General features: G+C 35.1%; 27 protein-coding genes. 11 read left to right on the top strand and 16 right to left on the bottom strand.

The window, feature by feature from the left end; genetic code table 11:
• Positions 1-21 precede the first annotated feature (21 nt).
• Positions 22-297 carry a hypothetical protein gene (locus tag ACN4EE_RS09700; RefSeq protein ID WP_431706240.1) on the top strand — a complete coding sequence of 92 codons (276 nt, stop codon included), beginning with the start codon at positions 22-24 and terminating at the stop codon, positions 295-297.
• Positions 298-372: 75 nt separating this feature from the next.
• Here the strand turns inward: ACN4EE_RS09700 and ACN4EE_RS09695 are convergent, their stop codons facing one another.
• From ACN4EE_RS09695 to ACN4EE_RS09660, 8 genes are all read right to left on the bottom strand, one after another.
• Positions 373-1,368 (bottom strand): permease, encoded by a 996-nt coding sequence (locus ACN4EE_RS09695; protein WP_431706239.1) that lies wholly within the window; start codon positions 1,366-1,368, stop codon positions 373-375.
• A 126-nt stretch (positions 1,369-1,494) separates the two neighbouring features.
• Complete coding sequence (locus ACN4EE_RS09690; RefSeq protein ID WP_431706238.1) at positions 1,495-1,731, bottom strand: thioredoxin family protein; 237 nt, start codon at positions 1,729-1,731, stop codon at positions 1,495-1,497.
• Between the two features lie 15 nt (positions 1,732-1,746).
• Positions 1,747-2,172 (bottom strand): protein tyrosine phosphatase family protein, encoded by a 426-nt coding sequence (locus ACN4EE_RS09685; RefSeq protein ID WP_431706237.1) that lies wholly within the window; start codon positions 2,170-2,172, stop codon positions 1,747-1,749.
• A gap of 193 nt (positions 2,173-2,365) precedes the next feature.
• Positions 2,366-2,764 (bottom strand): MerR family DNA-binding protein, encoded by a 399-nt coding sequence (locus tag ACN4EE_RS09680; protein WP_431706236.1) that lies wholly within the window; start codon positions 2,762-2,764, stop codon positions 2,366-2,368.
• A 9-nt stretch (positions 2,765-2,773) separates the two neighbouring features.
• The gene (locus ACN4EE_RS09675; RefSeq protein WP_431706235.1) at positions 2,774-4,765 is read right to left on the bottom strand and encodes a DUF262 domain-containing protein; all 1,992 of its coding nucleotides are present in this window, start codon (positions 4,763-4,765) and stop codon (positions 2,774-2,776) included.
• A gap of 161 nt (positions 4,766-4,926) precedes the next feature.
• Complete coding sequence (locus tag ACN4EE_RS09670) at positions 4,927-5,127, bottom strand: type II toxin-antitoxin system VapB family antitoxin (RefSeq protein ID WP_431706233.1); 201 nt, start codon at positions 5,125-5,127, stop codon at positions 4,927-4,929.
• Positions 5,128-5,197: 70 nt separating this feature from the next.
• Complete coding sequence (gene katG / locus ACN4EE_RS09665; protein ID WP_431706232.1) at positions 5,198-7,360, bottom strand: catalase/peroxidase HPI; 2,163 nt, start codon at positions 7,358-7,360, stop codon at positions 5,198-5,200.
• Positions 7,361-7,466: 106 nt separating this feature from the next.
• Positions 7,467-7,892 carry a heavy metal-responsive transcriptional regulator gene (locus ACN4EE_RS09660; protein WP_431706231.1) on the bottom strand — a complete coding sequence of 142 codons (426 nt, stop codon included), beginning with the start codon at positions 7,890-7,892 and terminating at the stop codon, positions 7,467-7,469.
• A 226-nt stretch (positions 7,893-8,118) separates the two neighbouring features.
• Here ACN4EE_RS09660 and ACN4EE_RS09655 point away from each other — a divergent pair, with 226 nt between their 5' ends.
• Positions 8,119-8,913, top strand: a complete 795-nt coding sequence (locus ACN4EE_RS09655) for a glutaredoxin family protein (protein WP_431706230.1) — start codon at positions 8,119-8,121, stop codon at positions 8,911-8,913.
• A gap of 218 nt (positions 8,914-9,131) precedes the next feature.
• Here ACN4EE_RS09655 and ACN4EE_RS09650 read toward each other — a convergent pair whose 3' ends face one another.
• Together ACN4EE_RS09650 and ACN4EE_RS09645 are read right to left on the bottom strand one after the other, a co-directional pair.
• Positions 9,132-10,772 (bottom strand): GAF domain-containing sensor histidine kinase, encoded by a 1,641-nt coding sequence (locus ACN4EE_RS09650; protein WP_431706229.1) that lies wholly within the window; start codon positions 10,770-10,772, stop codon positions 9,132-9,134.
• Positions 10,773-10,928: 156 nt separating this feature from the next.
• On the bottom strand, positions 10,929-11,165 hold the full coding sequence (locus tag ACN4EE_RS09645) for a hypothetical protein (RefSeq protein WP_431706228.1): 237 nt from the start codon (positions 11,163-11,165) through the stop codon (positions 10,929-10,931).
• Positions 11,166-11,529: 364 nt separating this feature from the next.
• On the opposite strand from ACN4EE_RS09645, the gene ACN4EE_RS09640 reads away from it, so the two are divergent.
• The gene (locus ACN4EE_RS09640; RefSeq protein WP_431706227.1) at positions 11,530-12,315 is read left to right on the top strand and encodes an ABC transporter ATP-binding protein; all 786 of its coding nucleotides are present in this window, start codon (positions 11,530-11,532) and stop codon (positions 12,313-12,315) included.
• Between the two features lie 94 nt (positions 12,316-12,409).
• On the opposite strand, the gene ACN4EE_RS09635 is transcribed toward ACN4EE_RS09640, so the two are convergent.
• From ACN4EE_RS09635 to ACN4EE_RS09620, 4 genes are all read right to left on the bottom strand, one after another.
• The gene (locus ACN4EE_RS09635; RefSeq protein WP_431706226.1) at positions 12,410-12,625 is read right to left on the bottom strand and encodes a MerR family DNA-binding transcriptional regulator; all 216 of its coding nucleotides are present in this window, start codon (positions 12,623-12,625) and stop codon (positions 12,410-12,412) included.
• A gap of 108 nt (positions 12,626-12,733) precedes the next feature.
• Entirely contained in the window at positions 12,734-14,155 is a 1,422-nt protein-coding gene (gene glnA, locus ACN4EE_RS09630; protein ID WP_431706225.1) for a type I glutamate--ammonia ligase, read from the bottom strand.
• Between the two features lie 137 nt (positions 14,156-14,292).
• Entirely contained in the window at positions 14,293-15,297 is a 1,005-nt protein-coding gene (locus ACN4EE_RS09625; protein ID WP_431706224.1) for a glycosyltransferase family 2 protein, read from the bottom strand.
• A gap of 94 nt (positions 15,298-15,391) precedes the next feature.
• Positions 15,392-15,967, bottom strand: coding sequence for an L-threonylcarbamoyladenylate synthase (locus tag ACN4EE_RS09620; RefSeq protein ID WP_431706223.1), 576 nt, complete (start codon positions 15,965-15,967; stop codon positions 15,392-15,394).
• 93 nt (positions 15,968-16,060) lie between these two features.
• On the opposite strand from ACN4EE_RS09620, the gene fmt reads away from it, so the two are divergent.
• From fmt to aroF, 4 genes are all read left to right on the top strand, one after another.
• Positions 16,061-17,056: a methionyl-tRNA formyltransferase gene (gene fmt, locus ACN4EE_RS09615; protein WP_431706222.1), complete on the top strand. Its 996-nt coding sequence runs from the start codon at positions 16,061-16,063 to the stop codon at positions 17,054-17,056.
• 398 nt (positions 17,057-17,454) lie between these two features.
• Positions 17,455-17,724 (top strand): 30S ribosomal protein S15, encoded by a 270-nt coding sequence (rpsO, locus tag ACN4EE_RS09610; RefSeq protein ID WP_431706221.1) that lies wholly within the window; start codon positions 17,455-17,457, stop codon positions 17,722-17,724.
• Between the two features lie 20 nt (positions 17,725-17,744).
• Positions 17,745-18,224, top strand: coding sequence for a PAM68 family protein (locus ACN4EE_RS09605; RefSeq protein ID WP_431706220.1), 480 nt, complete (start codon positions 17,745-17,747; stop codon positions 18,222-18,224).
• 196 nt (positions 18,225-18,420) lie between these two features.
• The gene (aroF, locus tag ACN4EE_RS09600; protein WP_431706219.1) at positions 18,421-19,479 is read left to right on the top strand and encodes a 3-deoxy-7-phosphoheptulonate synthase; all 1,059 of its coding nucleotides are present in this window, start codon (positions 18,421-18,423) and stop codon (positions 19,477-19,479) included.
• Positions 19,480-19,545: 66 nt separating this feature from the next.
• Here aroF and ACN4EE_RS09595 read toward each other — a convergent pair whose 3' ends face one another.
• Both ACN4EE_RS09595 and zds read right to left on the bottom strand, forming a co-directional pair.
• On the bottom strand, positions 19,546-19,953 hold the full coding sequence (locus ACN4EE_RS09595; RefSeq protein WP_431706218.1) for a DUF4332 domain-containing protein: 408 nt from the start codon (positions 19,951-19,953) through the stop codon (positions 19,546-19,548).
• A 102-nt stretch (positions 19,954-20,055) separates the two neighbouring features.
• Complete coding sequence (gene zds / locus ACN4EE_RS09590; RefSeq protein WP_431706217.1) at positions 20,056-21,507, bottom strand: 9,9'-di-cis-zeta-carotene desaturase; 1,452 nt, start codon at positions 21,505-21,507, stop codon at positions 20,056-20,058.
• 198 nt (positions 21,508-21,705) lie between these two features.
• Between zds and ACN4EE_RS09585 the strand changes: the two genes are divergently transcribed.
• The 4 genes from ACN4EE_RS09585 to ACN4EE_RS09570 all read left to right on the top strand — a co-directional run bounded on the left by ACN4EE_RS09585 (position 21,706) and on the right by ACN4EE_RS09570 (position 24,856).
• Positions 21,706-23,280 carry a photosystem II high light acclimation radical SAM protein gene (locus tag ACN4EE_RS09585; RefSeq protein WP_431706216.1) on the top strand — a complete coding sequence of 525 codons (1,575 nt, stop codon included), beginning with the start codon at positions 21,706-21,708 and terminating at the stop codon, positions 23,278-23,280.
• Between the two features lie 122 nt (positions 23,281-23,402).
• Positions 23,403-23,837 (top strand): photosystem I reaction center subunit II PsaD, encoded by a 435-nt coding sequence (psaD, locus tag ACN4EE_RS09580; RefSeq protein ID WP_431706215.1) that lies wholly within the window; start codon positions 23,403-23,405, stop codon positions 23,835-23,837.
• Between the two features lie 103 nt (positions 23,838-23,940).
• Positions 23,941-24,276 (top strand): Uma2 family endonuclease, encoded by a 336-nt coding sequence (locus ACN4EE_RS09575; RefSeq protein ID WP_431706214.1) that lies wholly within the window; start codon positions 23,941-23,943, stop codon positions 24,274-24,276.
• A 13-nt stretch (positions 24,277-24,289) separates the two neighbouring features.
• On the top strand, positions 24,290-24,856 hold the full coding sequence (locus ACN4EE_RS09570; RefSeq protein ID WP_431706213.1) for a Uma2 family endonuclease: 567 nt from the start codon (positions 24,290-24,292) through the stop codon (positions 24,854-24,856).
• The last annotated feature ends 141 nt before the right edge of the window (positions 24,857-24,997 follow it).

Genomic DNA, 24,997 nt, shown 5'->3' with positions numbered 1-24,997 from the left:
TAAAATTGTTAATGGATGATCATGCTAATAGACTCATTTAGATTACCAAAAACATTATTAGAAGAAGTAGAAAAATATGCAGTAAATCAAGGCATTTCTACGGAGGAGTTTATTCTTTATGCGGTAATGGAAAAAATAGACTTTTTAAATCAAGAAAAATCAGCAAAAACTATTCATAACCCTTGGTTAAAACTTGCAGGTAAATATAAAGACGATCGAGATTTTGATAAAGTATTAACTTATATAGAAGAATATCGTCATGAATTAGATAATGAATCAGAAATTAAAGAAGTGTAAATGATCGATAAAAAGACAAACTAAAATATATTATATTCTTGACACAGATCATTTTTCTCTTTTACATAAATTTTTTTAGACTAAAACTGCATTAAATAAATAACCAATGCAGATAATTCCAAAAGTAGTTAAACCAATAAAAATACCTAATAATTTAGGTTTTAAAACCTTGCGTAAAATGATCATTTGTGGTAGAGAAAGAGCCGTTACTGCCATAGTAAAAGATAAAACTGTGCCGATGGGCATACCTTTAGCAAATAAGGCGGAAGCAATAGGTAAAACTCCTGCAATATTGGTATAAAGAGGCACTCCAAATAACACTGCAATAGGCACAGCAAAAGGATTATTTCCTCCTATCCATTGACTTATAAATTCAGTGGGTAAATAGCCGTGAATCCCTGCACCAATACCAATTACCACATAAAGCCAAACAGATTTAAGAATTTCACTAGATTGAAAATAACCAATTTTAAACCGCTCATTCCATGTTATTTTTTCAGCTTCAATGATGTCTAATTCATCTATTTTTTCATTATCAGCTGATTGTCTTTTCATTTCCCAGATGAAAGATTCAACCCATTTTTCTAGTTTTAATAAGCCAATTATATAACCTGAAATTACTGCTAATGTAACCCCAAAAATGATGTAAAATAAAGTAACTTTTAAACCAAATAAAGCTAAGAGTAAAAATACAGCTACTGCATCCACCATCGGGGCAGAAATTAAGTAAGAAAAGGTAATTCCTAAAGGTATTCCAGCCTTAATAAAACCGATAAATAAAGGTACAGCAGAACAAGAACAAAATGGAGTAATTGCCCCTAACATTGCGGTTAAAATATTACCACTTAATTTGCGTTTTCCTTCTAAATAAATTCTAACTTTTTCTGCTTCTAAAAAACTTTGAAAAGTGCCGACAACAAAGCTAATTACCACTAATAAAGTTAAGACTTTCGGCACATCATAAAAGAAAAAGTGTAAACTTCCCCCTAAAGGTGATTCGACAGATAAACCTAATAATTTTGTAACTATTTGAGTTGATAACCAATCAAAGGGATAAAATAAATCAAACATAATTTTTAACCTTTTTATGATTAGGTTTGTAGTGAAGGCTTTAGCCTTTTATTAAAGTTAATAAATTAAATTACTACAAATGAGTTAAAAAATAATCGTGGTGGGCATCGCCCACCCTACAAGGTATTATTGTAAGAAGGCTTGAATTTGCTCTGGTGTTAATACTTTTCCTTTACTAACAACCTTACCATTGATAGCTAAGGCAGGAGTTGACATCACTCCACGGGTAGCAATTTCGATCGAATCGGTGATATGGTTAATGTCGGCGGTAAGGTTAAGATTCTCAACGGCATTTTTAGCATTAGATTCTAATTGTTGACATTTTTTGCAACCTGTGCCTAAAATTTCTAGTTTAAGTGTCATGGCTTTTTCTCCTGATTATTGTTGAGTAAAATAATTTTCAGTAAAATCTTTCAATGGGCAATTTTCTTTATGTTGTAATTCCAACTTAGCAAATTCAGCTTGGTATTGCTCTTGTGTCCAATTTTCTTCATCCGCTATCGTCAATAGTGTCATTACTCCTGCTCGTAATCCCGATGCACAACGGATATATACATACTGAGGGGCGCAGTTAATGGCTTCTTTAATATTATTCAGGGTATCCATATTAATATTTTGGGGAGATACAGGGATATTAAGATATTTAAACCCTAAATCTGTCATGGCTTTTTCATCTAATAAGTTACCTTCTCTCTCCGTACATAAGTCAATGATAGTGTGATAACCTTGTTGATGGATTTCTTGGAGTTTATCTGTATCTACGATCGAACCTATAGCCAGATGTTCTCTGATATTCTTTAACATAGAGTAATAGTGTTTTTTAGTTTAACTATCTTGATGATAAACTCTATACTTGGGTATAAAGTCAAGGGATAAATAAAATTTTTTTTGGCAGAAATGAATATAGTTAAATCGTTTTTTAAAAAAATGAATGGTATAATAACTCTAAAACTCTTGCGTTTTGCCTACCTTCATCAAAATACTTTTTCAGCAACCCCTAATTATTTACATTTAACACTTGACATTGATGATCAGGATTAGGATTATGAAGATTAACTTCGCATTGTTTTAATAAAGGCATTAATTCGCTTTTTAATCCTTCTAATTGTCGAATTTTGTCCTCAATTTCCGCTATTTTGCCTTTTAATTGATCATATACCACTTGACAGGAGAGCGATCGACCCTTTTTCAGATTTAATAATTCTTTAATTTCCTCAAGGGTTAAGCCTAATAATTTAACTTGGAGAATAAAACGTAAATTTTCCATATCTTCAGAGGAAAAAAGACGATAACCCGACTCGCTACGTTGAGGAGAAATCAACCCAATACGTTCATAATAGTAGATTGTTTGAGCATTAATATCTAATCGTTGACAAACTTGTTTAACCTGCAACATATTCTTTTTTTAGTCTTCAAGATTTATTTGCCAATCTTCCCTAGATAAATCAAACTCCTCTAGGATTTTTTCACAGAAAGAATAAATATCTTGTGCTGATAATTGCACTTCTACAAAAATACCATTTTTTAATTGACGAGTCGATCGTAAATCCCCTTTATTTTTCGACAAAAAACGAGGAAAAGTTAGTAATAATTCCTCAAATTTTTCGGTTTCCACTTCCGCAATCGTATTCAAAGTTATCTCTAAAACATCTCTCCAAGTTTTAACCGAATATTCATCATTCAAAATTATTAAACTCTTAGGAGTGCTTCCCGTAACTCCTTTTCTTACCCTTCCTTTATAATTTTTATCCCCAAAATAATGCCAAATTTGTAAGGCAATATTTGCTAATTCTTCACCCCTATTTTCAATAGTTTCTCTACGCCAATTAAAAACATTTTGAAAATACTTATTAACTTCTAAATGACTATTTATTAATTCCCTTTGTTTATTAGGAAAAATGTCATTAGATAATTCAGAATTATAAGCAGTTAAAGTTAAATTCCCTAGAGAATGTAATAATAAATCATGGGTTATTTCATAATCTTCTCCGAGATGATTTTTCCACCATTCATTTAATTTTTGAGGCATAATATGTTCAATGGTAAGATTATCAAAAGAAACCATTTCTTTATGTCCAAAAAATTCTTCTATGGATTCTAAAATTAATCTTGCTTTTTCCGTGCGATTACTACCATATAATTTAACTTGTTTAATATTTTCTCTAAATTCATCATCTAAAGGATAATCTTGAGTTTGTAAATGACGCTTTAATTCTTCTAAAAAATTCATATTTTTTAAGTCAATATTTTTTGTTACTTGACTGTATAATATAGAAAAAATACGATTTAATCCTCTCGTTTGTACATTACAGACAAAGCGTCTAATAATAAAATTTTCAACTATTTTACAAATATCAATAAAATCTGTTTCTGTTAATCTATTTTGTTGCCAATCATCATAACAATTCAATAAAAAAGGATAGACAGTTTTTATATCTAGGCTTTTGATTCTTTTTAAATACTTCCTGACTTTTAGATTCTTTTCTTGCTGTGGATTTAAAAAAATAGCATAATAATTAGCAAATTTATAAATATCTTTTAGATAATCACTAACATTATCTTTTATGGCTTGTTCTTTTAACTCGAAATAAACTTCATTTATCTTGACATCTTTACCTTTTTTTGTGAGATAATGACGCATAAAATCTGTTAAGTTATCCCCTAACAAATTTTCCATTGGTAGCCAATATTGTTGATAAATTTTATCTTGCTTATGGTTAGAAATACCCATAAATAAATAATTACGAATTAAATCAGCTTGGGTTAAAGGTTGCCCTTTAGCGTTTAAACTTTCAAAGACTAAATAGGGGTTATCATCTTTTCCTAAAACTATACTGATAACAATTAAACAAGCACCAATAATATTAATTAATTTTTTATATTCATTATCAGAAAATCTTTTAATTTTACGAGCAAAAAAATCATAACATTGATAAATATAATTTTTGGATGATTTACTCTCAATACGATCATTCGTAATAATTTGGTAAAAAAATTGTCTATCTATTTGAGTAGGTAAAACTTTATAAAAATTGTCCCCTTCTTCGTAGGCATTAATCAAATATTTATCATTAATTTCCTGAGAAAGTTTATTGTTATTATTAGTTTTTGCTTTATCTCTAAGAGTGGCTAAAAATATCAATATTGTTGTTAATCTTTGTTGCCCATCAATTAATAAAAACTTACTTACTCCTTCAGGAGATGACTCTATCTGCATAGTGACTATTGAGCCAAAAAAGTGAGGGGAATTAGTATCACTTTCCCACAATTCCATAATATCATTCCAAAGTTGTTCCCATTGAGATTTACCCCAACTATAGGGGCGTTGAAATAAAGGAATAATATATTGTTTTTCTCCTTGTATAATATCCCGTAAAATGGTTTCTCCCGCTTGCATTTTTTTGATAATTATTTTTTGTTTTAGTAATTATATCATCTTTGTTGGTAATTAAAATATGTTTTGTATATGGAAAGATTATCTTAATCAAATTTGATCATGATAAAAATTTAAAATTAATGAATTTTATGCCCGATATATATAAGTAGTTAATATCAAGATTATTGTCTATTTCTTTGCTTTTTATAATCATAGTTTTCCTGATATTCAATAGTTCCAAATAATTCTATAATTTTCTCTCTTTTATACTTATTAATATAATCTTTTAATGCAGTTTCAACTAATAAATTAATACTAGAATGTTGTCCTAATGCTAAGGCTTCTTCAACTAAATTTTCATCAAGTTCGATCGATTTTGTCATAGTTTTTTATAAAAAAAGGTAATAAAGTAGGTTGGGTTAATAAAAGCCTAACCCAACAAAACATGATCTTTTATGCTAGATCAAAACGATCGAGATTCATCACCTTAACCCAAGCCTTGACGAAATCTTGGACAAATTTCTCTTTATTGTCATCCTGTGCGTAAACTTCGGCATAGGCACGAAGAATGGAATTTGAACCGAACACTAAATCAACTCGTGTAGCTGTCCATTTCACCTTCCCAGTTTTTCGATCGCAAATTTCATACAAATTCTTACCAGCAGGTTTCCATGAATAATTCATATCTGTCAAATTCACGAAAAAGTCGTTAGTTAATACCCCTTCATTATCAGTAAATACACCGTGCTTAGTACCGCCATAGTTAGTACCCAAAACACGCATACCGCCCACTAAAACCGTCATCTCAGGGGCAGTTAACCCCATCAGTTGGGTTCGATCGAGCAGTAATTCTTCAGGAGTAACAGCGTAATCTTTTTTCAACCAATTACGAAAGCCATCGTGGATAGGTTCGAGAGGTGCAAAGGATTCAGCGTCCGTCATTTCCTCTGTAGCATCACCACGCCCCGAAGCAAAAGGAACGGTAATATCAAACCCTGCTTTCTTCACTGCTTGTTCAATACCAACATTACCTGCTAATACAATGACATCAGCGACACTGACACCGCTATCTTGAGCAATTCCTTCGAGAATAGCCAATACTTTAGCTAAACGCACAGGCTCATTACCTTCCCAATCTTTCTGGGGAGCTAGGCGAATACGACCACCATTAGCACCTCCGCGCTTGTCTGAACCTCGAAAAGTTCTGGCACTATCCCAAGCAGTAGATACCATTTCGCTAATGGTTAAACCACTGTTAGCAATTTTTTCTTTTACGGCTTGAACATCATAATTACTATTGCCTACAGGAATGGGGTCTTGCCAAATCAAGTCTTCTTGGGGGGCTTCTGTACCAATATAGCGAGTTTTAGGTCCCATATCTCGGTGAGTCAGTTTGAACCATGCACGGGCAAAAACATCGGCAAAGTATTCGGGTTCACGATAAAACCGCTCTGAAATTTTACGATATTCTGGATCAAGTTTCATTGCCATATCAGCATCCGTCATCACCAAGTTACGGCGGATAGAGGGGTCTTCCACATCCACAGGCATATCTTCTTCTTTAGGGTTGATGGGTTGCCATTGCCACGCACCAGCAGGGCTTTTCTTCAATTCCCAGTCATAATTAAGCAGTAAGTGAAAATAACCGTTATCCCATTGGGTAGGATAGGTTGTCCATGCACCCTCAATGCCACTGCTCATAGTATTACGTCCAATGCCACGCTGAGTTTTGTTAATCCAACCCAAGCCTTGATCTTCCACATCAGCGCCTTCAGGTTCAGCACCAAGTAACTCTGCATTGCCGTTACCATGACATTTACCCACAGTATGACCTCCTGCGGTAAGGGCAACGGTTTCTTCGTCATTCATCGCCATACGATCGAAGGTAACACGCACATCATGGGCAGTTTTGAGAGGATCAGGTTTACCGTCCACTCCTTCGGGATTGACATAGATTAACCCCATCATTACAGCCGCCAAAGGATTTTCTAATTCTCGTTCGCTAGAATAACGACTTTGAGGATTATCACTAGGCGCTAACCATTGCTTTTCTGCTCCCCAGTAAATATCTTTTTCGGGATGCCAGATGTCTTCTCGTCCAAAGGCAAAACCGAAGGTTTTTAAGCCCATAGATTCATAAGCGATCGTACCTGCATAGGCGATCAAATCTGCCCAACTGAGTTTGTTACCGTATTTTTTCTTAATGGGCCAAAGTAAACGCCGTGCCTTATCTAAGTTAACGTTATCGGGCCAAGAGTTCAAGGGAGCAAAACGTTGATTTCCAGTACCTGCACCGCCTCGACCATCGGCAATACGATAAGTTCCTGCGGCGTGCCAAGTCATACGGATCATCAAACCGCCATAATGTCCCCAATCGGCGGGCCACCAATCTTGGCTATCTCTCATTAGTTTATGTAAATCTTGTTTGAGGGATGCTATATCAAGTTTTTTCACCTCCTCCCGATAGTTAAAATCTGCACCTAGGGGGTTTGTCTTTCGATCGTGCTGACTCAAAATATCGAGGTTTAGTGATTTGGGCCACCATTCCATATTCGACATAGTATTTGTAGTGATACCGCCGTGCATTACTGGACATTTGCCACTGCTTGTTGTCATATTCTTTTTATCTCTCGTGAGTTAATATAGGTTTATCTTAACGGATAGTTTTACTTTTGTTATCATAGCGTTGAGATAAATAAAATTCACAATTAATTCTGCTTACCTACTTAACATTGAGTTGTGCAATTAGTGGACAAATTTCCGTTGTTTCTTGATTATCTATGTTTACCTCATTTATTCTCCAACTTTCTCTATAATTTTCTAATTCAACTTTGAAAGAAGTCATTTGTTTAATTTGGGTAGTTAATTCTTCAATTTTTTTATCCAATAGATTTTTGACTAATTCACAGGGTGGCTTACCGTAATTACGAATCTCTATAATTTGCCTAATTTCTTCCAAAGAAAATCCCAAAGATTGAGCTTTTTTGATAAATTCAACCACTTTAACCGCTTCTAATTCGTAATATCTATAAGCATTTTCCCCTCGTCTTATAGGCTTGAGGAGTTTTAGAGTTTCATAATATCGTAAAGTACCAACAGAAACTCTGGTTTGTTTTGCGATTTCACCTATTTTTAAAAGATTATTCATATTCACAACCTCAAATATTATAAATTTACTTCAAACTCAAAAAATTTTGACTTACCCCTTGACTCTCTAGTTAACTATAGAGTTTATCATAGAGACATAAACTCAAAAAAAACTTTTTTAAACAATCAAATCCGCAAAATAAGTACTTTTTAAATACTGAAATTGATGATTTATAGCCTTATATTGATTTGATATTTGTTTTTTGTTATTAATTAATAATGAGGTAATGAAAATGGTAACAATAGGGAAAAATACACAAGTAAAATTATACAGGATGTCCATGGGAGAAAAAGAATGCCCTTGGGGTTTAAAAGCAGTTAATTTACTCAAGGAAGCAGGAATTGCTTTTGAAGATATAAAATTGACTAGCCAAGAAGAAGTCGATTTATTCAAGGCTAAATATAATGTAGCAACGACTCCACAAATATTTTTTGATCTCGATCGAATTGGTGGTTATACTGATTTAGCGAATTATTTTGGGGTAACAGCAAAAAAAGCAGATTATTCCTATACACCTGTGATTGCGTTATTTTCTACAGCAGGGTTAATCAGTTTAGCCTCCTCTTTAGGATTTACAGGTTTTATGGGGGTTTCTCTGTCGATGTTAGCATCATTAAAATTAATGGATCTTAATGCTTTTGCGGAAAGTTTTGCAAAATACGATCTCATTTGTCAACGTTTCAAACCCTATGGCAAAGTTTATCCTTTTCTGGAGTCGATGATTGGCTTAGGTTTATTATCAGGAATCCTTCCCTTAGCCACTGGCATTGGTGCATTTACATTAGGTATTAGTGGTGGTATCTCGGTATTTAAAGCCGTTTATGTGGATAAACTAGAATTAAATTGTGCCTGTGTTGGTGGTAATTCTAAAGCACCGTTAGGGGTTGTGAGTTTTGCGGAAAATGCTATCATGGCGATTATGGGAGCTAGTTTGATTTTTTCTAATGTTTCCGTTAACTTGAATCAACAACAATCTATCTCTCCATTGTCTAGTTCGATCGTTCAGGAAATCAAAAAATAGATTTTTTTCTCACGCAAAGACGCAAAGATAGTTTTAAGTCAAAATCGAGAATAAATAAGTTAAGAAACAAGAGATTTACATCATTAACAGGTATCGGACTAAAATGGAAATCTTGCTGTTTATACTTAAAGTTGTCACTATTCGCAGTATCTAAACTTTATCAAAAAAAGTCAAGACTTGTCAAGGGCAAGACGAACAAATTTTAAATTTTTGTGCAATTATTCACTATTTTTTAAGAGAGGAATTTGAGATAAGGGGATAGTTAATGTGACGGTTGAGCCTAATTCTTCTCCCATGCTATAAAAGGAGATTTTGCCCCCCATTGCCTCTACTAAGCGCTTAGAAATGGCTAAACCTAATCCCGTACCGCCATAAGCCTTCGTACGAGAGCCATCGACTTGGTAAAATGTTTCAAAGAGTTTTTCTTGTTTGTCTAAGGAAACTCCCACACCCGTATCGGCAACGCTAATTTTTATCATGCCGGGGAAGGTTTTTTCTTTGAAGGTAACTGTTTTAATGATAATTTCTGTGGTGACTTCAATACCTCCCGTATGGGTAAATTTCAAGGAATTACCCACGAGATTGAGCATCACTTGTAATAATCTTTGATAATCAGCGTAGAGTAATATATCATCATAGGTTGGCGGTAATATTATGTCCAGAGAAATGTGTTTATTATCGGCTTGAGTACGGGCAAATCTTTCAATTTCTTGGTAAATAATATTTAGAGAAATGTTATCAAAGTTAAATTCTAGTTTTCCTGCTTCTATTTTGGCGATGTCTAATATATCATTGATTAAGTTGAGCAGGTGCAGGGCTGAATGATAGGCTTGAGTTATAAATTCTCTTTCTTCTTCTACACTATCGGTTAAGTCATCGAGGATTAGTTTTAAAAATCCCAAGATTCCGTTTAAAGGAGTCCTTAATTCATGGCTTGTACTAGCTAAAAATTCTGTTTTTAATCGTGATGCTTCTTTTGCTTCAATATTTGCCTGTTCTAACTTTTGGTATAGCATAGCATGAGCCATAGCAGTTCCCACTTGATCTGCTAATTCTTGTACTAATTCTAATTCCGCTTCATTCCATTGTCTAATTCGATCGCACTGATGTAAAACAATAATGCTGTTAAATTCCTGTTGATAAAAAGTCGGTACTAACAACACGGATAAAGAATCACAACTTTTATATAAATTACCTATAATTATCTTATATTTTCGATCGAACATCACTTCTTGGAGAATAGGGAAATCCTGCACATTAAAACGCTTTCCTAACAAGGAAGGATATTGCCCATCACAATATTCGGCTTTTGCTTCTAAATATTCTCTATTGTCAGCAGACGTTAACAAAAGACAACGATTTGTACCCAAGGCTTCCCCAATACTGTCAACGGTTTGTTGCCAAATGGTGTTCAAATCAAGGGTACGACGAATTTTACGGGCGATAGTCGTTAATAATTTCTGGTAGGGATCAGGATTTGTTGGTAAGGTAGATGTCAAACATATTTCTTGATCTTGTAATTGATGCCCCATGACTAATACTAATTCGGCTGTGCCATTGTCGAGAATTATGGGGCTGATAATTAATTCAAAGGTTAAAGAGTGATGTTCATAACATAAGACACAATGACATTGTTCGGGTATTTTACGAGTTAAAATCCTTTCAATTCTTTCCAGATAAGCTGATTTAGCAAAGGGATATAATTTTGTATTTGAATCTTCCGTAATAATACTTAATTCTAGTAATTTCGATCGCCAATAAAAAGAATGATAATTACCCAAAACATCTTGAGTAAAAACCAATTCGCTACCCAAAGTCGCAAGAGATTGATAGTTATTATTGACTACATTTAATGTCATTGATTCTTTAATAATCTACAATTAATTTAATGATAATGGAAAAAAGCTCAAAAGAAAATGTAGAATTAAAAATTGAGAATTAATAATTAATTAATTTGCCGATACCAATGAGCCTACTTTTTACTCATTACACATTACTCTTTACAAATTACTCATTTAGTCATTCCATTCACCCCTAGGAGGTACAGGAGGATTTCGTCTTAAAGTACGAGTTAAATCGTCATCTTGCTGTCTTTCACCTTTTAACCATTCTTTTAACGCAGATTCAATCACTCGACTAGGATCATTTGTAAGATGTTTGATTTTTTCCACTAACTCAGAATCGAGATGAATGGAAATTTCTACCTTATCGTTACCACTAACACGTCCTTCGGATACAATTTGATTATTCATATACAATTTACTAACCCTACAATTATCTATTTTACTATTTATTCTATATATTTCTATTGTCCTAGATTTTTCCCTATTTTCCTAGTTATCAGTCAAGATAAGTTAAGAAACGTTAATTTTTGCAAAAGTTACTTAGGGGTTGCTGAAAAAGTTTGAGGAGGGGATGGGTATCAGGTGTCAGATTATTCAAAATCAAGGTTTTCAGTCATTGCGTCATCATCAAAAAAAACAAGGGTATTGTAAAAAAATCAGGTTTGAAATGCTCTGTTTATGTAATTACATGATAAATTTTTCGATAAATTTTTGTTTTCGTGGATTTCTGTGGCAAAATAAAAACTACCTAAAATCAATACCAGTCTGATTAATGGAGCAACAAATTCGATCGAACTCATCTGACTCTATCCTTATCGCTAGTAATCTATCCAAAAGTTTTGGCGGTTTAAAAGCCGTAAATAATGCCAGTATAGAAGTCAAGGCTAACAGTATAACAGGATTAATAGGTCCTAATGGTGCGGGAAAAAGTACCTTATTCAATTTACTCTCAAACTTTTTAAAAGCTGACACAGGAAAAGTCTTATTTGAAGGTAAACCTGTTCATAATTTAAACCCCCATCAGATTGCAAGACAAGGTTTTATCCGTACATTTCAAGTCGCTAGGGTATTATCTCGTTTAACGGTATTAGAAAATATGTTGTTAGGCAGTCAACAACAAACGGGAGAAAATATCTTGTCAGTGATTGTCAATCAAGGCAAAATTCGTAAGGAAGAAAAGGAAAATCGATCGAAAGCCATGGGTATCTTAGAATCTGTAGGATTAGCTGAAAAAGCCTACGATTACGCAGGGGCATTATCAGGAGGACAGCGTAAGCTACTTGAAATGGCTCGAACTCTAATGACAAATCCTAAACTCATTTTACTAGATGAACCAGCCGCAGGAGTAAACCCCACTTTAATTAATCAAATTTGTCAACATATTGTTAACTGGAATCAACAGGGAATTTCTTTTCTCATCATTGAGCATAATATGGATGTGATTATGTCTCTTTGTAGTCATGTTTGGGTATTAGCTGAAGGGACAAATTTAGCGGATGGTACTCCTGACGAAATACAAGGAGACGATCGAGTTTTAGAAGCCTATTTAGGGGGGTAAAGAAAATTATATTTAACTGAAAACTATAATTGATAAAAAATCTTTCTTTTTAAGCTAATATTTGTTAGCTTACTTATTGTCTTGCAATATTTTATTAGTCTAAAGTACAGTTATAAGAAGAAACCCGTGCATAAATAAGGGTAATTTCTTTAGATTCTCCCATGACGCTAGAGAGTTCGTATCTTCTGAGTCCTGTGGGAGTTCTAATGGTGCTAATTTTTCCTGTTTTATCCCAATTTCGGAGGGTTTGAGTGCTAACTCCGAGGGCTTTTGACGCTTCTGCCGCCGAGACATATTCTTTTTTTCCCATGAAAAAAGGTATGCTAAAATTTTTTTATTATTCTAACACACCTTTTTGTTTTTATGTATTTTCTTGTATAAGATATTAACTTTTTATGCTTTAGTCATTCTTTAGTCATTAACAGTCATAGTATAAAGAAAACTCGTAAGGATGAGGACGAAGACGCATGGGGTTAACCTCATTATCTAGTTTGTACTCAATCCAGTTTTCAATAAAGTCAGTGGTAAATACGCCAGTCTCAGTTAAGAAAGCATGATCATTTTCTAAGGCTTCTAAAGCGGCTTCTAAAGAACCGGGGGTAGAAGGAATTTTGCTTAATTCTTCGGGGGATAAGTCATAAATATCCACGTCTAAAGGCTCACCCGGATCGATTTGATTCTTAATACCATCGATACCTGCACATAACATCGCTGCAAACGCTAAATAAGGATTACTGGTAGCATCAGGGCAACGGAATTCTAAACGTTTCGCTTTGGGGTTAGTACCCGATAAAGGAATACGAATAGAAGCCGATCGATTTCCTTGAGAGTAAGCTAAGTTTACAGGAGCTTCAAAACCGGGTACTAAACGTTTGTAAGAGTTAGTGGTAGGGTTCGTTAAAGCTAATAAAGCAGGAGCGTGTTTAATAATACCACCGATATACCATAAAGCCATCTGACTTAAACCTGCGTACTTATCACCTGCAAATAAAGGTACACCGTTATTCCAGAGAGACTGGTGAGTGTGCATACCAGAACCATTATCATTAAATAAAGGCTTAGGCATGAAAGTAACGGTTTTACCGTATTTTTTCGCTACGTTTTTAATACAATATTTGTAAGTCATTAAATAATCTGCCGCTTGAACAAGGGTAGAAAATTTGATTCCTAACTCATTTTGTCCACCAGTTGCTACTTCGTGGTGATGTTTTTCAATGGGTACACCACAAGCCGCCATAGTTAAAAGCATTTCTGTTCTAATGTCTTGGGTGGTGTCAGTGGGAGCTACGGGGAAGTATCCCTGTTTGTAGCCCGGTTTATAGCCTAAGTTACCACCTTCTTCGACTTTACCAGAGTTCCAACGACCTTCAACGCTGTCCACATAATAAAAACCTTTGTTTTCAGTTTGATCGAAACGAACATCATCAAAAATGAAAAACTCAGCTTCAGGACCAAAATAAGCTGTATCACCGATACCACTAGAGGCTAAATATTCAACCGCTTTAGCTGCAATACTACGGGGATCTCTGGAATACCATTCACCAGTACGAGGCTCTTTGATACTACAAATCATGCTTAAAGTGGGTTCTTTGTAGAAAGGATCGATCCATGCAGTGGTGGCATCGGGTACCATTGCCATATCGGAGTCATTAATGGCTTTCCAACCACGAATACTAGAACCATCGAAGGCTACACCGTCAACGAAAGAACTTTCATCTATTTGGTCATAATAGAAAGAACAGTGTTGCCAAATGCCGGGCATATCAATAAATTTGAGATCAATAATTTTAATATTGTTCTCTTTGATCATCTGTAAGACTTCTTGGGGTGTTCCTGGCATTAACTATTTCTCCTTTAACTTTACTTACTTTATTTGTTTAATCGCTCAAACACTTAATGCTAAAGATAGATTTATTTTTATTTTGTAGCTATTTATACATAATCTTTAAATTTGTTACCTGTATTGCCCTTAAACTTTTATTCGTCTAAAGGTTTGTTATCATTTTCTTGTGTGGAACTCAAGTAATTTTCGGTTCGATCGAACAAACCATAGGTTTCTCTGATAAGATACAATGGTCTTCCCTTCACTTCTTCATAAATTCTGGCAATATATTCGCCGATAACTCCTAAAGTAATTAATTGAATACCGCCTAAGAATAAAATAGTCACAATAGTAGAGGCGTAACCGGGTAAATCAACACCAAAAATCAAGGTTTTTAGTAATAAAAATAAACCGTATAATAAAGAGATAAAAGAGATAAATAAACCAAAATAACTCCAAACTTTTAGAGGAATTGAACTAAAAGAAGTGATACCATCTAATGCAAAATTCCACAATTTCCAATAGTTAAAACTGCTTTTTCCTCCGTATCTTGGTAAACGTTCAAAATATATTGCAGTTTGGCGATAACCTACCCATGAAAATAAACCTTTCATAAAGCGATTTTTTTCTGGTAATTGTCTTAAAGCGATGACGACTTTTTCATCTAATAAACGATAATCTCCAGTATTAGCAGGAATAGGAATAGTACTAATTTTGCCAATAAAACTATAGAAATAATCGGCGGTTTTTTTCTTTAACCATGATTCCCCTTGACGAGATTTTCTCACGGCATAAACCATATCAAAACCTTCTCGCCATTTTTCTAATAACTCAATAATTAATTCGGGTGGGTCTTGTAAATCGGCATCGATGGGAATTACGGCTTTTCCTGTGGTATAATCTAATCCTGCACTCATGGCGATTTCTTTACCAAAATTACGGGATAAATTAATAATTTTAATACGTTTATCTCGATCGTGATAATCAATCAAAAGTTTTAAAGTGTCATCTTTACTACCATCGTTAATGCAAACTATTTCATAGTCTAAATTAAGGGGATTTAAGACTGATTGCAAACGAGAAAAAAGAATATCTAAATTTTCGGCTTCGTTATAACAAGGTATTAATAAAGATAATTCTGGTTGATTTTTTTTCACCATTAATTGATTGTTAATATTTAATACTAATAGTTTTATTTTTTCTCTCTAAATTTGGTGAGAGATGGCTTCAGATTGCTTCGTTACCTCGCAATGACTATTTATTACTAATGATGATTTTTCCTTGTCGTAGAGTTTGCCAATTTTCTCCTGTCCATTTTATCACTGTAGAGGCGATGCCAGAATATTCTTTATTGTCATAATCTAAGGCATAAACGGAGGGAAATTTTTTGGCTATGGCATACATATCCGTTAAGGCTTCTTCTCCCGATAAATTAGCGCTAGTGGTTGCCATTCCTCCTGTTTGACGGAGAATTTCCTGCGCGATCGAACTGTTAGGTACACGAACCCCTATACTATTAGGATTAAGAGGATTCATTTTCGGTGGGATTAAGGAAGAAGCAGGTAATACCATAGTTAAACCACCGGGGAGATATTGATAGGCGATGTCTTGCCAAATTTTTAATTCTTCATGTGTACCTTTAACATATTGCCAGATTTCATCTACACTGCTAACCATTAATATCAAGGGTTTTTCATAACTTCTTTGTTTCAACTCAAAGATTAATTCGCTATGACTAGGTTTTACAGCTAAAGCTGGTAATGTGTCAGTAGGAAAGCTGACTACTTGATTTTCGATCGCCTTTTGGATTAAAACAGAAATAGAAACCATGAGAAGAATTAAGAATTAAGAATTAAGAATTAAAAACTATCCACTATCCACTATCCACTATTCACTATCCACTATTCACTATTCACTTAAAAAATGCGTATAGTTTTTTTTGGTACACCAGATTTTGCGGTTAACAGTTTACAATCATTACTTAATCACAGTGATTATGATGTCACCGCCGTTGTCACTCAACCTGATAAAAGACGGGGTAGGGGAAATAAGATGATACCTTCTCCTGTGAAGGAGTTGGCTTTAAAGTATGATTTGCCTGTCTGGCAACCCCTTCGCATCAAAAAAGATAAGGATACCCTTGAATTGTTGCAGAAAAGTCACGCTGACGTTTTTGTGGTGGTTGCCTATGGGCAAATTTTATCAAAAAAAATCCTGAATATGCCAAAATTAGGCTGTATCAATGTTCATGGTTCAATTTTACCTGAATATCGAGGGGCGGCACCGATTCAGTGGAGTATTTATGATGGAAAAACGGAAATGGGTATAACTACTATGCTGATGGATGAAGGTATGGACACGGGTGATATGCTATTAAAAGCCTATACTTCGATCGAACTTTTAACTAATGTAGAAGAATTATCTGTAAAATTAGCACAACAAGGTGCAGATTTATTGATAGAAACCCTCGCAAAATTAGAGGCAAAAGAAATTCAACCTATCCCTCAAAATGAAGAATTAGCCACTTATGCACGTTTAATTGACAAAGCAGATTATCAAATTAATTGGCATCAATCAGCATTACAAATTCATAACCAAATTAGGGCATTTTATCCCCATTGTATCACCACATTTCGATCGCAAAATTTAAAAATAACTCAAAGCATTCCCTTAACAGAAATTGATACCTTAAATTTACCTTCTCATTTAAGTAAATTACCATCTTTTTTACAAGATATAGATAACCTTTCGGGGGATATTGGAGAAATAGTTAAAACCGTGAAAAATTTTGGTTTTATTGTGCAAACTGGAGCAGGATTATTGTTAATATTAGAAGTGCAATTAGCAGGGAAAAAACTGCAATCTGCATGGAATTTTATTAACGGTAGTCATCTAAAAATAGGTGAAAAACTTATCTAAAAGCAGGACGTTTTCATTCTCGAAAATTTAATATAACTAAAAACTATCATTGATAAGAAATATAGTCATTTTTTATGGTTAGAAAATCAATTATTATGGCTCTTCTACAGTAGTTATTCCCAATTAATAGAAAATAATTAAGGCTCTTCTACAGTCGTTATGATATTTTAGTAATAAATAATCGTTAAAAGTGTTGATATATAATAGGTTTAGGATTTTGAAAATGCAAATATTATAAATTTACAGTTTTAATTTAACCTAACACCTGCCACCTGACACCTGACACCTGACACCTATCCCCATCAAAAGACTTTTTCAGCACCCCCTATTTAATCTCCCCGAACTTGTTACCAATATGATATAATTGAAGATTGCAGTATTTAAACTTTTAAAGAAAAATGAGCTTAACTCAAGAAAAAAAACAAGAAATTATCAGTAAATATCAAATGCACGAAACTGATACAGGATCATCTAATTTACAAGTAGCATTGTTAACCGAAAGAATTAGTCAACTTACAGGACACTTAAAAGTTAACCAAAAAGATCACTCTAGTCGTCGTGGACTTTTAAAATTAATCGGTCAACGCAAAAGTTTATTAGGTTATATTAAAAAAGAAAGTCCTCAAGCCTATCAAGACTTGATTCAAAAATTAGGTATTCGTGGTTAAACACAATTAAATAAATTATTATGCCATCTCCATCTAATCGCAACTCTTTACCTTTTGAACCCAAGAAAAATAAAAAAGTCGTTAAGAAAACGACTAATAACACTCCTGTAACTAAATCTGAAAAAACATCTAACCAAAATTTCCGAAGCAACAAACAAAAGGCTTCCTTAAGAGAAATTCCTGAAGTGGTTAGTAAAAGAATGATTCGCAGAATGGCTATTTTTAGCGGAATTCCTACAGGTTTGGGTATTTTATCCTTTTTCGCTTTTTATTTAGTGGTAAAACAAGAATGGTTTAAAGTACCTAATACCGCCGTATTATTGGTCAGTATGGGTTTATTTGGGTTGGGTGTGTTAGGTTTAAGTTATGGCATTCTTTCCACATCATGGGATGAAGAAAGAGTTGGTACTTGGTGGGGTTGGTCAGATTTTTCCCTCAATTTTAGCAGAATGACTTCGGCATGGAGAAGCGCACGACAAGAATCTATTAATAATAAATAATTAGCTATTTTGTGTGATTTATCTCTAGCAAACTATCATCATTGAGGATTTTTACCCCTAGTTGATATTCTATGGCTTTTCGATCGAACTCGAAATTATAATTTATTCTTCTTGGGGGTAACTTATCAATCTATAGAAATTTTACCGTCATCAAATACCAGTCCTAGCACATTTATTAGTCAAGGGAAATATAATTATGATCGTTGTAATGAAAGTGGGTACTCCCGAAGTGGAAATTACCCGTGTCGGGGATGAGTTAACCACATGGGGATTGACTCCTGAAAAAATTGTCGGACAACATAAAGTAGTTATCGGTTTAGTGGGAGAAACTGCTTCCTTAAATCCAGAGCAGATTCAAGAAATTAGCCCTTGGATTGAAACAGTTTTACGAGTAGAAAAGCCGTACAAACGAGCCAGTTTAGATTATCGTCATGGGCAACCCAGTGAAGTGGTAGTGCCTACTCCTAATGGTGATGTCACCTTCGGTTTAAATCATCCTGTGGTGATTGTAGCAGGTCCTTGCTCGGTAGAAAATGAAGAGATGATCGTAGAAACCGCTAAGAGAGTAAAAAACGCAGGAGCAAAATTTTTAAGAGGTGGAGCTTACAAACCTCGTACTTCTCCCTATGCTTTCCAAGGGCATGGTGAAAGTGCTTTACAATTATTAGCCGCCGCTAGAGATGCTTCGGGCTTGGGCATTATTACCGAAGTTATGGATACCGCAGATTTAGATGTAATTGTAGAATTTGCGGATGTGATCCAAGTGGGTGCGCGCAATATGCAAAATTTCTCTCTTTTGAAGAAAGTCGGTACTCAACCTAAACCAGTGTTACTGAAAAGAGGTATGTCTGCCACTATTTCTGAATGGTTAATGGCGGCGGAATATATCCTTGCTGGGGGTAATTCTAACGTTATTTTATGTGAGAGAGGTATCCGTACTTTCGATCGAGAATATGCCCGAAACGTCTTAGATTTATCGGTAATTCCTGTATTGCGTTCTTTAACTCATTTACCGATTATGATCGATCCTAGTCATGGTACAGGAAAAGCTGAATATGTGCCTAGTATGGCGATGGCGGCTATTGCGGGGGGGACTGATTCATTAATGATTGAAGTTCACCCCAATCCTGCTAAAGCCTTGTCTGATGGTCCTCAATCTTTGACTCCTGATGCGTTCGATCGATTGGTGAAAGAATTAGCAGTGATTGGGAAAGCGGTCGATCGTTGGGAAACTCCCGTTCCTGCTTTAGTTTAAAGATTACTTGACAAAATCCATAAAATATCTTATATTGGTATCTAGTGAATTCCTAATTCCTAATTCCTAATTCCTAATTCCTAATTGTCTTGCCTCTTTTACCCACGTTTTTACGAGGGAAAGGGGCGGGCATTCTTTTTTTGTACCGAAATGAGATACTTGTAATTTGAGAATTTGTCTGTGCAACTGTGGCACTGAAGTCTGTGCTAATTGACGACAGGAAATCACTCCAGAATGTAAAATTAAACCGCAATACTGATTTCCCACACTTTCCAGACGGGATAAGTCAGCTAAGGCAATCCACTTCAACACATTTTTAAGGTTAACTCCCATTTTGATCGCTAATTCCTGTTGCTTGGGTCGATCGCACCCATATTTGAGTAATGCTAAATTCGTGTCAATGCCTAAATTCTTGAGGTTTTTAAGATCGATCGAAGTGATACCGGGTAATAGAGCTATATCAATATAAGACATGACGAAGGTGCTGAAAAAGTCTTTTGATGAAGATAGGGAAGAGGGAAGAGGAAAGAGGGAATAGTGGTTAATTGTTAATTGTTAATTGTTAATTGTTAATTGTTAACGGATTGCTAGTACTTTCGTCTTAGATTTAAGGATAGCTTGGGCTGCTTGTTTACCCGAAATAGTTGCGCCCTCCATACTGTCAATATAATCTTGTTGAGTATAACTACCTGCTAAGAAGAAGTTAGAAATAGGAGTCTTTTGAGAGGGGCGGTAAACATCCATACCGGGGGCTTCCCGATAAAGAGATTGAGCTAATTTTACCACGCTATACCAAGTCATATTTAAGTCACGGGAAGAAGGGAATAACTTATGCACTTGTTTTAACACATGGTTAGCAATATTTTCGTTACTTTCCTTAATAAAAGGATCACCCGGAGTCAACACTAATTGTAACAGAGAGCCTTCCCCTTGGCGATAATAATCCGCAGGACTCGATAAAGCTAAATCTGAAAAACAGGAAAAGTCAGCATCGCAGGTATAGAGTAAGTTGTCGATACCCTCCGCTTTTTCTAATTGTTTACGTTTCTTTTCGTCGTTTAATTCTGTCACCCAACCGTCAAAACGTAGCTGAACTGTCGCCACAGGTACAGCAGTTAATTTATAGATATTGTCAAATTCTTTCCATTTACGCCACCCTTGGGGAAGCACTTTTTGGATACCGGGTATATCACAGGCAAAAACATAAGTATCTGCTGTAATTAATTCTTCGGTGTCTCCTTTTGCTACTAATAAACCAGTGACGAGGGTTTCTTCTCCTTCCTGATATTTAATTTCTCTGACTTGACGACGGGTATGGATTTTTACCCCTTTAGATTCTAAGTAGTTTACAATGGGCTTATGTAAGTATTCATGGGGTGAGCCTTCTAACATTCTCAATACAGAGGCTTCGGTTTTCGCCGCAAAGAATTGAAAAATAGTTAACATACAACGGGCGGAGATGTTTTCTGTGTCGATGAATCCTAAAGCATAGGCAATGGGATTCCACATTTTATCAAGACTTCCTTGATTACCTCCGTGTTTACGAAACCAGTCAGCAAAACTGATGCTATCTAAGTCTCGAATGTTACGCATTGCGCCTTCAAAGTCTATTAATCCCCTGACAATGGGGCTTGTGCCTAAAGCTAAAGAATTGGCAATTTTATCCACCGCCGATAGTTGAGAAGTGGTGAAAAACGCTTTTAAACCGTTAAAAGGTGCGCCCGTGATGAAACGAAAGTCTAATTCTCCTACTCTTCCTCCTTCGTTGATAAAGGTATGAGTATGCTCTTTCAATCTTAAGTTATCGATCGCGCCTACTTTTTCCATTAAGGCAAAAAGATTGTAATAGCAACCAAAAAAGACGTGTAAACCCATCTCGATATGATTGCCGTCACCGTCAACCCAACTACCTACTTTACCCCCGACAAAAGGGCGAGATTCAAATATTTCGACATCCCAACCAGCGTCAACTAAGTCAATGGCGGTGGCTAATCCTGCTAATCCTGCACCTACGATGGCAACTCGCATTCTACTTCTAATTTTTCTTAACTTTTCTTTACATTCTTTATTATACTGACATCTTGCACTAAAAATAACCTGATTAAATAGGTTCGAGCTTATCAGGTTTTATAACCAGTGATTGTTAAAATATATTAAGATAAATGAGAAATAGTTGCATCGATCAACATCGTTAACTCTCATCTAATTAAAGAATTGTAAATAATCATGGCAGAAAAAATACTATACCTCAGACTTCCTTGTAATCCCATTTTTCCGATTGGGGTGGTATATTTAGCAGATCATGTTCATAAATTATTCCCCAATATAGAACAAAAAATCTTCGATTTAGGTACAATTCCCCCTCTGGATTTCGATCGAGCCTTGTTAGAATGTATCGATGAGTTTCAACCTACCATGTTAGTCTATTCGTGGCGAGACATCCAAATTTATGCCCCCGTAGGCGGTAGAGGAGGTAATCCGTTACAAAATGCCTTTGAATTTTATTATGCCCAAAATCCTTTAATTAGGTTAAGAGGTGCGTTTGGGGGTTTAAAAGTAGCTACTGCCTATTATGGAGAGTTATGGCGTAATGCAAGATTAATTAAAAAAGGCTTAAAACAAGCTAAAAAATATCACTCAGATATAAAAGTGATGGTGGGAGGCGGTGCAGTTAGTGTATTTTATGAACAGTTGAAAACTACTTTACCTCAAGGTACGATCGTATCTGTAGGCGAAGGAGAAGCCCTCATGGAGAAAATCCTTACTAATCAAGATTTTAGTAATGAACGTTGTTATGTAGTCGGTGGAGAACAACCGAGAAAGGGCTTAATTCACGAACAACCAGCCCCCCTCGAAAAAACCGCTTGTAATTATGACTATATCGCTAGTATTTGGGATGATTTTGACTACTATTTCCAAGAAAATGACTTTTATATCGGAGTGCAAACTAAGCGCGGATGCCCCCATAATTGTTGTTACTGCGTTTATACTGTGGTAGAAGGTAAACAAGTTAGAATCAACCCTGCGGAAGAAGTCGTGGCGGAAATGAGTCAACTGTACGATCGAGGTATTCGCAATTTTTGGTTTACCGATGCTCAATTTATCCCTGCCAAAATGTATATTAACGATGCCATCGAACTACTCAAAAAAATCAAAGCATCAGGCATGGAAGATATACATTGGGCTTCCTACATTCGTGCCGATAACCTTACTCCCGAATTATGCGATTTGATGGTAGCGACGGGGATGAATTACTTTGAAATCGGCATTACGAGCGGTTCACAGGAATTAGTGCGTAAAATGCGCATGGGTTATAACCTCAAAACTGTCTTGCAAAATTGTCGAGACTTAAAAACTGCTGGATTCAATGATGTGGTTTCCGTTAACTATTCTTTTAATGTTATAGATGAAACTTTTGACACTATTCGCCAAACGATCGTCTATCATCGAGAATTAGAAAAGATATTCGGGGCGGATAAAGTCGAACCTGCGATATTTTTCATTGGTTTACAACCCCATACCCACTTAGAAGAATATGCCCTCAAAAATAACATCTTGAAAGAAGGCTATAACCCTATGAGTATGATGCCTTGGACTGCAAAAAAACTACTCTGGAATCCTGAACCTTTAGGCTCATTTTTCGGGGAAGTATGCCTACAGGCATGGAAACAAAACCCCCTCGACTTTGGTAGAGAAGTATTTAACATCCTTGAGCAAAAATTAGGCTGTGCCAAGTTAGAGGAAGCCTTAAGCGCCCCCATGAAAACAGCAGAATCAGTGAACAATTTTATCAAAGTTTAAACTACTTAGAGTGACATTTTGCAACAAACTGTTACAGTTCATAACAAATATGTACAAGAAAGTTAATCTGAATGATAGCATTGCCTAGATAGTAAATATATTTCCATAAAAGCAATATCCCTATGAGCGAAACAATTCAACTTACTGGACAGATGCCTAAATTCGGTGGTAGCACCGGCGGTTTACTTTCTGCTGCTGACAGAGAAGAAAAGTATGCTATTACTTGGACAAGTAAAAGTGAGCAGGTTTTTGAAATGCCTACTGGTGGTGCAGCCATTATGAATGAAGGGGAAAACTTATTCTATTTTGCCCGTAAAGAGCAATGCTTGGCTTTAGGTACTCAATTACGCACCAAATTCAAACCCAAAATTGAAGATTATAAAATCTACCGTGTATATCCTACTGGTGAAATCCAATATCTTCATCCTGCGGATGGTGTATTCCCTGAGAAAGTTAATGAAGGTCGTGAGTTTCACGGTAAAAAAGACAGAAATATCGGTAAAAATCCTGAGCCTGTCACCCTCAAATTCTCTGGTAAAGCACCCTACGATGTTTAATTTTTAATCGTTGCCCTCAAGAATAGGAAAGACAATTTAAGGGGAATGGTTTATATCTATTTCCCTATCACCGCTAACTACCTACGTTAGTGAAAATAAAATCATGACTACCGTATTAAATCTCCAATCAATTACGGCATTAAATCGACAACAATTTTATCAACTCTGCGTTAATAATCCAGAATTGCAATTAGAAAGAAATATTGAATTAAGATCGAAAAGCGATCGCGCAGCGCCACTTCGTGATCGACTTAAACCGTTACAAGAAAAAATGAAGGAATATTTAGACTCTGGATTACAGTTAGGATGGTTAATCAATCCGCAGGATAAAACTGTCGAAATTTATCGTCAAAATCAAACCGTAGAAATGATCAAAATGCCCGTAACTTTATCAGGAGAAAATGTATTATTAGACTTAGAAATAACTTTAGATTACTAAGGGGAAAATAATTATGACTACTGTATTAAATCTTGAGTCAATTACTACTTTAAATCGTAAACAATTTTATCAACTTTGCGTTAATAATCCAGAAATATCATTAGAAAGAAATCCTCAAGGAGAATTAATTATTATGGCACCCGTCGGTGGTATAAGTGGAGAAAAAGAAGCTAATTTAATAATTGATATTGGCTATTGGAATCGTCAAAAAAAATTAGGTAAAGTATTTAGTTCATCGACAATATTTAGTTTACCAAAAGGGGGCGATCGAAGTCCAGATGTGGCTTGGGTATCTTTGGCAAAATGGGAAGCATTGAGCGAAAAAGAAAAGGAAGGATTCCCCCCTATTTGTCCTGATTTTGTCATAGAATTAAGATCGAAAAGCGATAGGCTTAAGCCATTACAAGAAAAAATGAAGGAATATTTAGACTCTGGATTACAGTTAGGATGGTTAATCAATCCACAGGATAAAACTGTCGAAATTTATCGTCAAAATAAAGCTGTAGAAGTGGTAAAAATGCCTGTAACTTTATCAGGAGAAAATGTTTTATTAGACTTAGAAATAACTTTAGATTACTAAGGGGAAAATAATTATGGCTACTGTATTAAATCTTGATTCAATTACCGCTTTAAATCGACAACAATTTTATCAACTTTGTCTCAATAATCCAGAAATATCATTAGAAAGAAATCCTCAAGGAGAATTAATTATTATGGCACC

It is taken from the genome of Geminocystis sp. CENA526, from assembly GCF_050753365.1.
GTDB lineage: Bacteria > Cyanobacteriota > Cyanobacteriia > Cyanobacteriales > Cyanobacteriaceae > Geminocystis.
This window is presented reverse-complemented; position numbering and strand designations above follow the sequence as displayed.

Coding starts and splice junctions, on each gene's coding strand:
- ACN4EE_RS09700 (WP_431706240.1), top strand. CDS start 22: ATGCTAATAGACTCATTTAGATTACCAAAAACATTATTAGAAGAAGTA.
- ACN4EE_RS09695 (WP_431706239.1), bottom strand. CDS start 1,368: ATGTTTGATTTATTTTATCCCTTTGATTGGTTATCAACTCAAATAGTT.
- ACN4EE_RS09690 (WP_431706238.1), bottom strand. CDS start 1,731: ATGACACTTAAACTAGAAATTTTAGGCACAGGTTGCAAAAAATGTCAA.
- ACN4EE_RS09685 (WP_431706237.1), bottom strand. CDS start 2,172: ATGTTAAAGAATATCAGAGAACATCTGGCTATAGGTTCGATCGTAGAT.
- ACN4EE_RS09680 (WP_431706236.1), bottom strand. CDS start 2,764: ATGTTGCAGGTTAAACAAGTTTGTCAACGATTAGATATTAATGCTCAA.
- ACN4EE_RS09675 (WP_431706235.1), bottom strand. CDS start 4,765: ATGCAAGCGGGAGAAACCATTTTACGGGATATTATACAAGGAGAAAAA.
- ACN4EE_RS09670 (WP_431706233.1), bottom strand. CDS start 5,127: ATGACAAAATCGATCGAACTTGATGAAAATTTAGTTGAAGAAGCCTTA.
- katG (WP_431706232.1), bottom strand. CDS start 7,360: ATGACAACAAGCAGTGGCAAATGTCCAGTAATGCACGGCGGTATCACT.
- ACN4EE_RS09660 (WP_431706231.1), bottom strand. CDS start 7,892: ATGAATAATCTTTTAAAAATAGGTGAAATCGCAAAACAAACCAGAGTT.
- ACN4EE_RS09655 (WP_431706230.1), top strand. CDS start 8,119: ATGAAAATGGTAACAATAGGGAAAAATACACAAGTAAAATTATACAGG.
- ACN4EE_RS09650 (WP_431706229.1), bottom strand. CDS start 10,772: ATGACATTAAATGTAGTCAATAATAACTATCAATCTCTTGCGACTTTG.
- ACN4EE_RS09645 (WP_431706228.1), bottom strand. CDS start 11,165: ATGAATAATCAAATTGTATCCGAAGGACGTGTTAGTGGTAACGATAAG.
- ACN4EE_RS09640 (WP_431706227.1), top strand. CDS start 11,530: ATGGAGCAACAAATTCGATCGAACTCATCTGACTCTATCCTTATCGCT.
- ACN4EE_RS09635 (WP_431706226.1), bottom strand. CDS start 12,625: ATGGGAAAAAAAGAATATGTCTCGGCGGCAGAAGCGTCAAAAGCCCTC.
- glnA (WP_431706225.1), bottom strand. CDS start 14,155: ATGCCAGGAACACCCCAAGAAGTCTTACAGATGATCAAAGAGAACAAT.
- ACN4EE_RS09625 (WP_431706224.1), bottom strand. CDS start 15,297: ATGGTGAAAAAAAATCAACCAGAATTATCTTTATTAATACCTTGTTAT.
- ACN4EE_RS09620 (WP_431706223.1), bottom strand. CDS start 15,967: ATGGTTTCTATTTCTGTTTTAATCCAAAAGGCGATCGAAAATCAAGTA.
- fmt (WP_431706222.1), top strand. CDS start 16,061: ATGCGTATAGTTTTTTTTGGTACACCAGATTTTGCGGTTAACAGTTTA.
- rpsO (WP_431706221.1), top strand. CDS start 17,455: ATGAGCTTAACTCAAGAAAAAAAACAAGAAATTATCAGTAAATATCAA.
- ACN4EE_RS09605 (WP_431706220.1), top strand. CDS start 17,745: ATGCCATCTCCATCTAATCGCAACTCTTTACCTTTTGAACCCAAGAAA.
- aroF (WP_431706219.1), top strand. CDS start 18,421: ATGATCGTTGTAATGAAAGTGGGTACTCCCGAAGTGGAAATTACCCGT.
- ACN4EE_RS09595 (WP_431706218.1), bottom strand. CDS start 19,953: ATGTCTTATATTGATATAGCTCTATTACCCGGTATCACTTCGATCGAT.
- zds (WP_431706217.1), bottom strand. CDS start 21,507: ATGCGAGTTGCCATCGTAGGTGCAGGATTAGCAGGATTAGCCACCGCC.
- ACN4EE_RS09585 (WP_431706216.1), top strand. CDS start 21,706: ATGGCAGAAAAAATACTATACCTCAGACTTCCTTGTAATCCCATTTTT.
- psaD (WP_431706215.1), top strand. CDS start 23,403: ATGAGCGAAACAATTCAACTTACTGGACAGATGCCTAAATTCGGTGGT.
- ACN4EE_RS09575 (WP_431706214.1), top strand. CDS start 23,941: ATGACTACCGTATTAAATCTCCAATCAATTACGGCATTAAATCGACAA.
- ACN4EE_RS09570 (WP_431706213.1), top strand. CDS start 24,290: ATGACTACTGTATTAAATCTTGAGTCAATTACTACTTTAAATCGTAAA.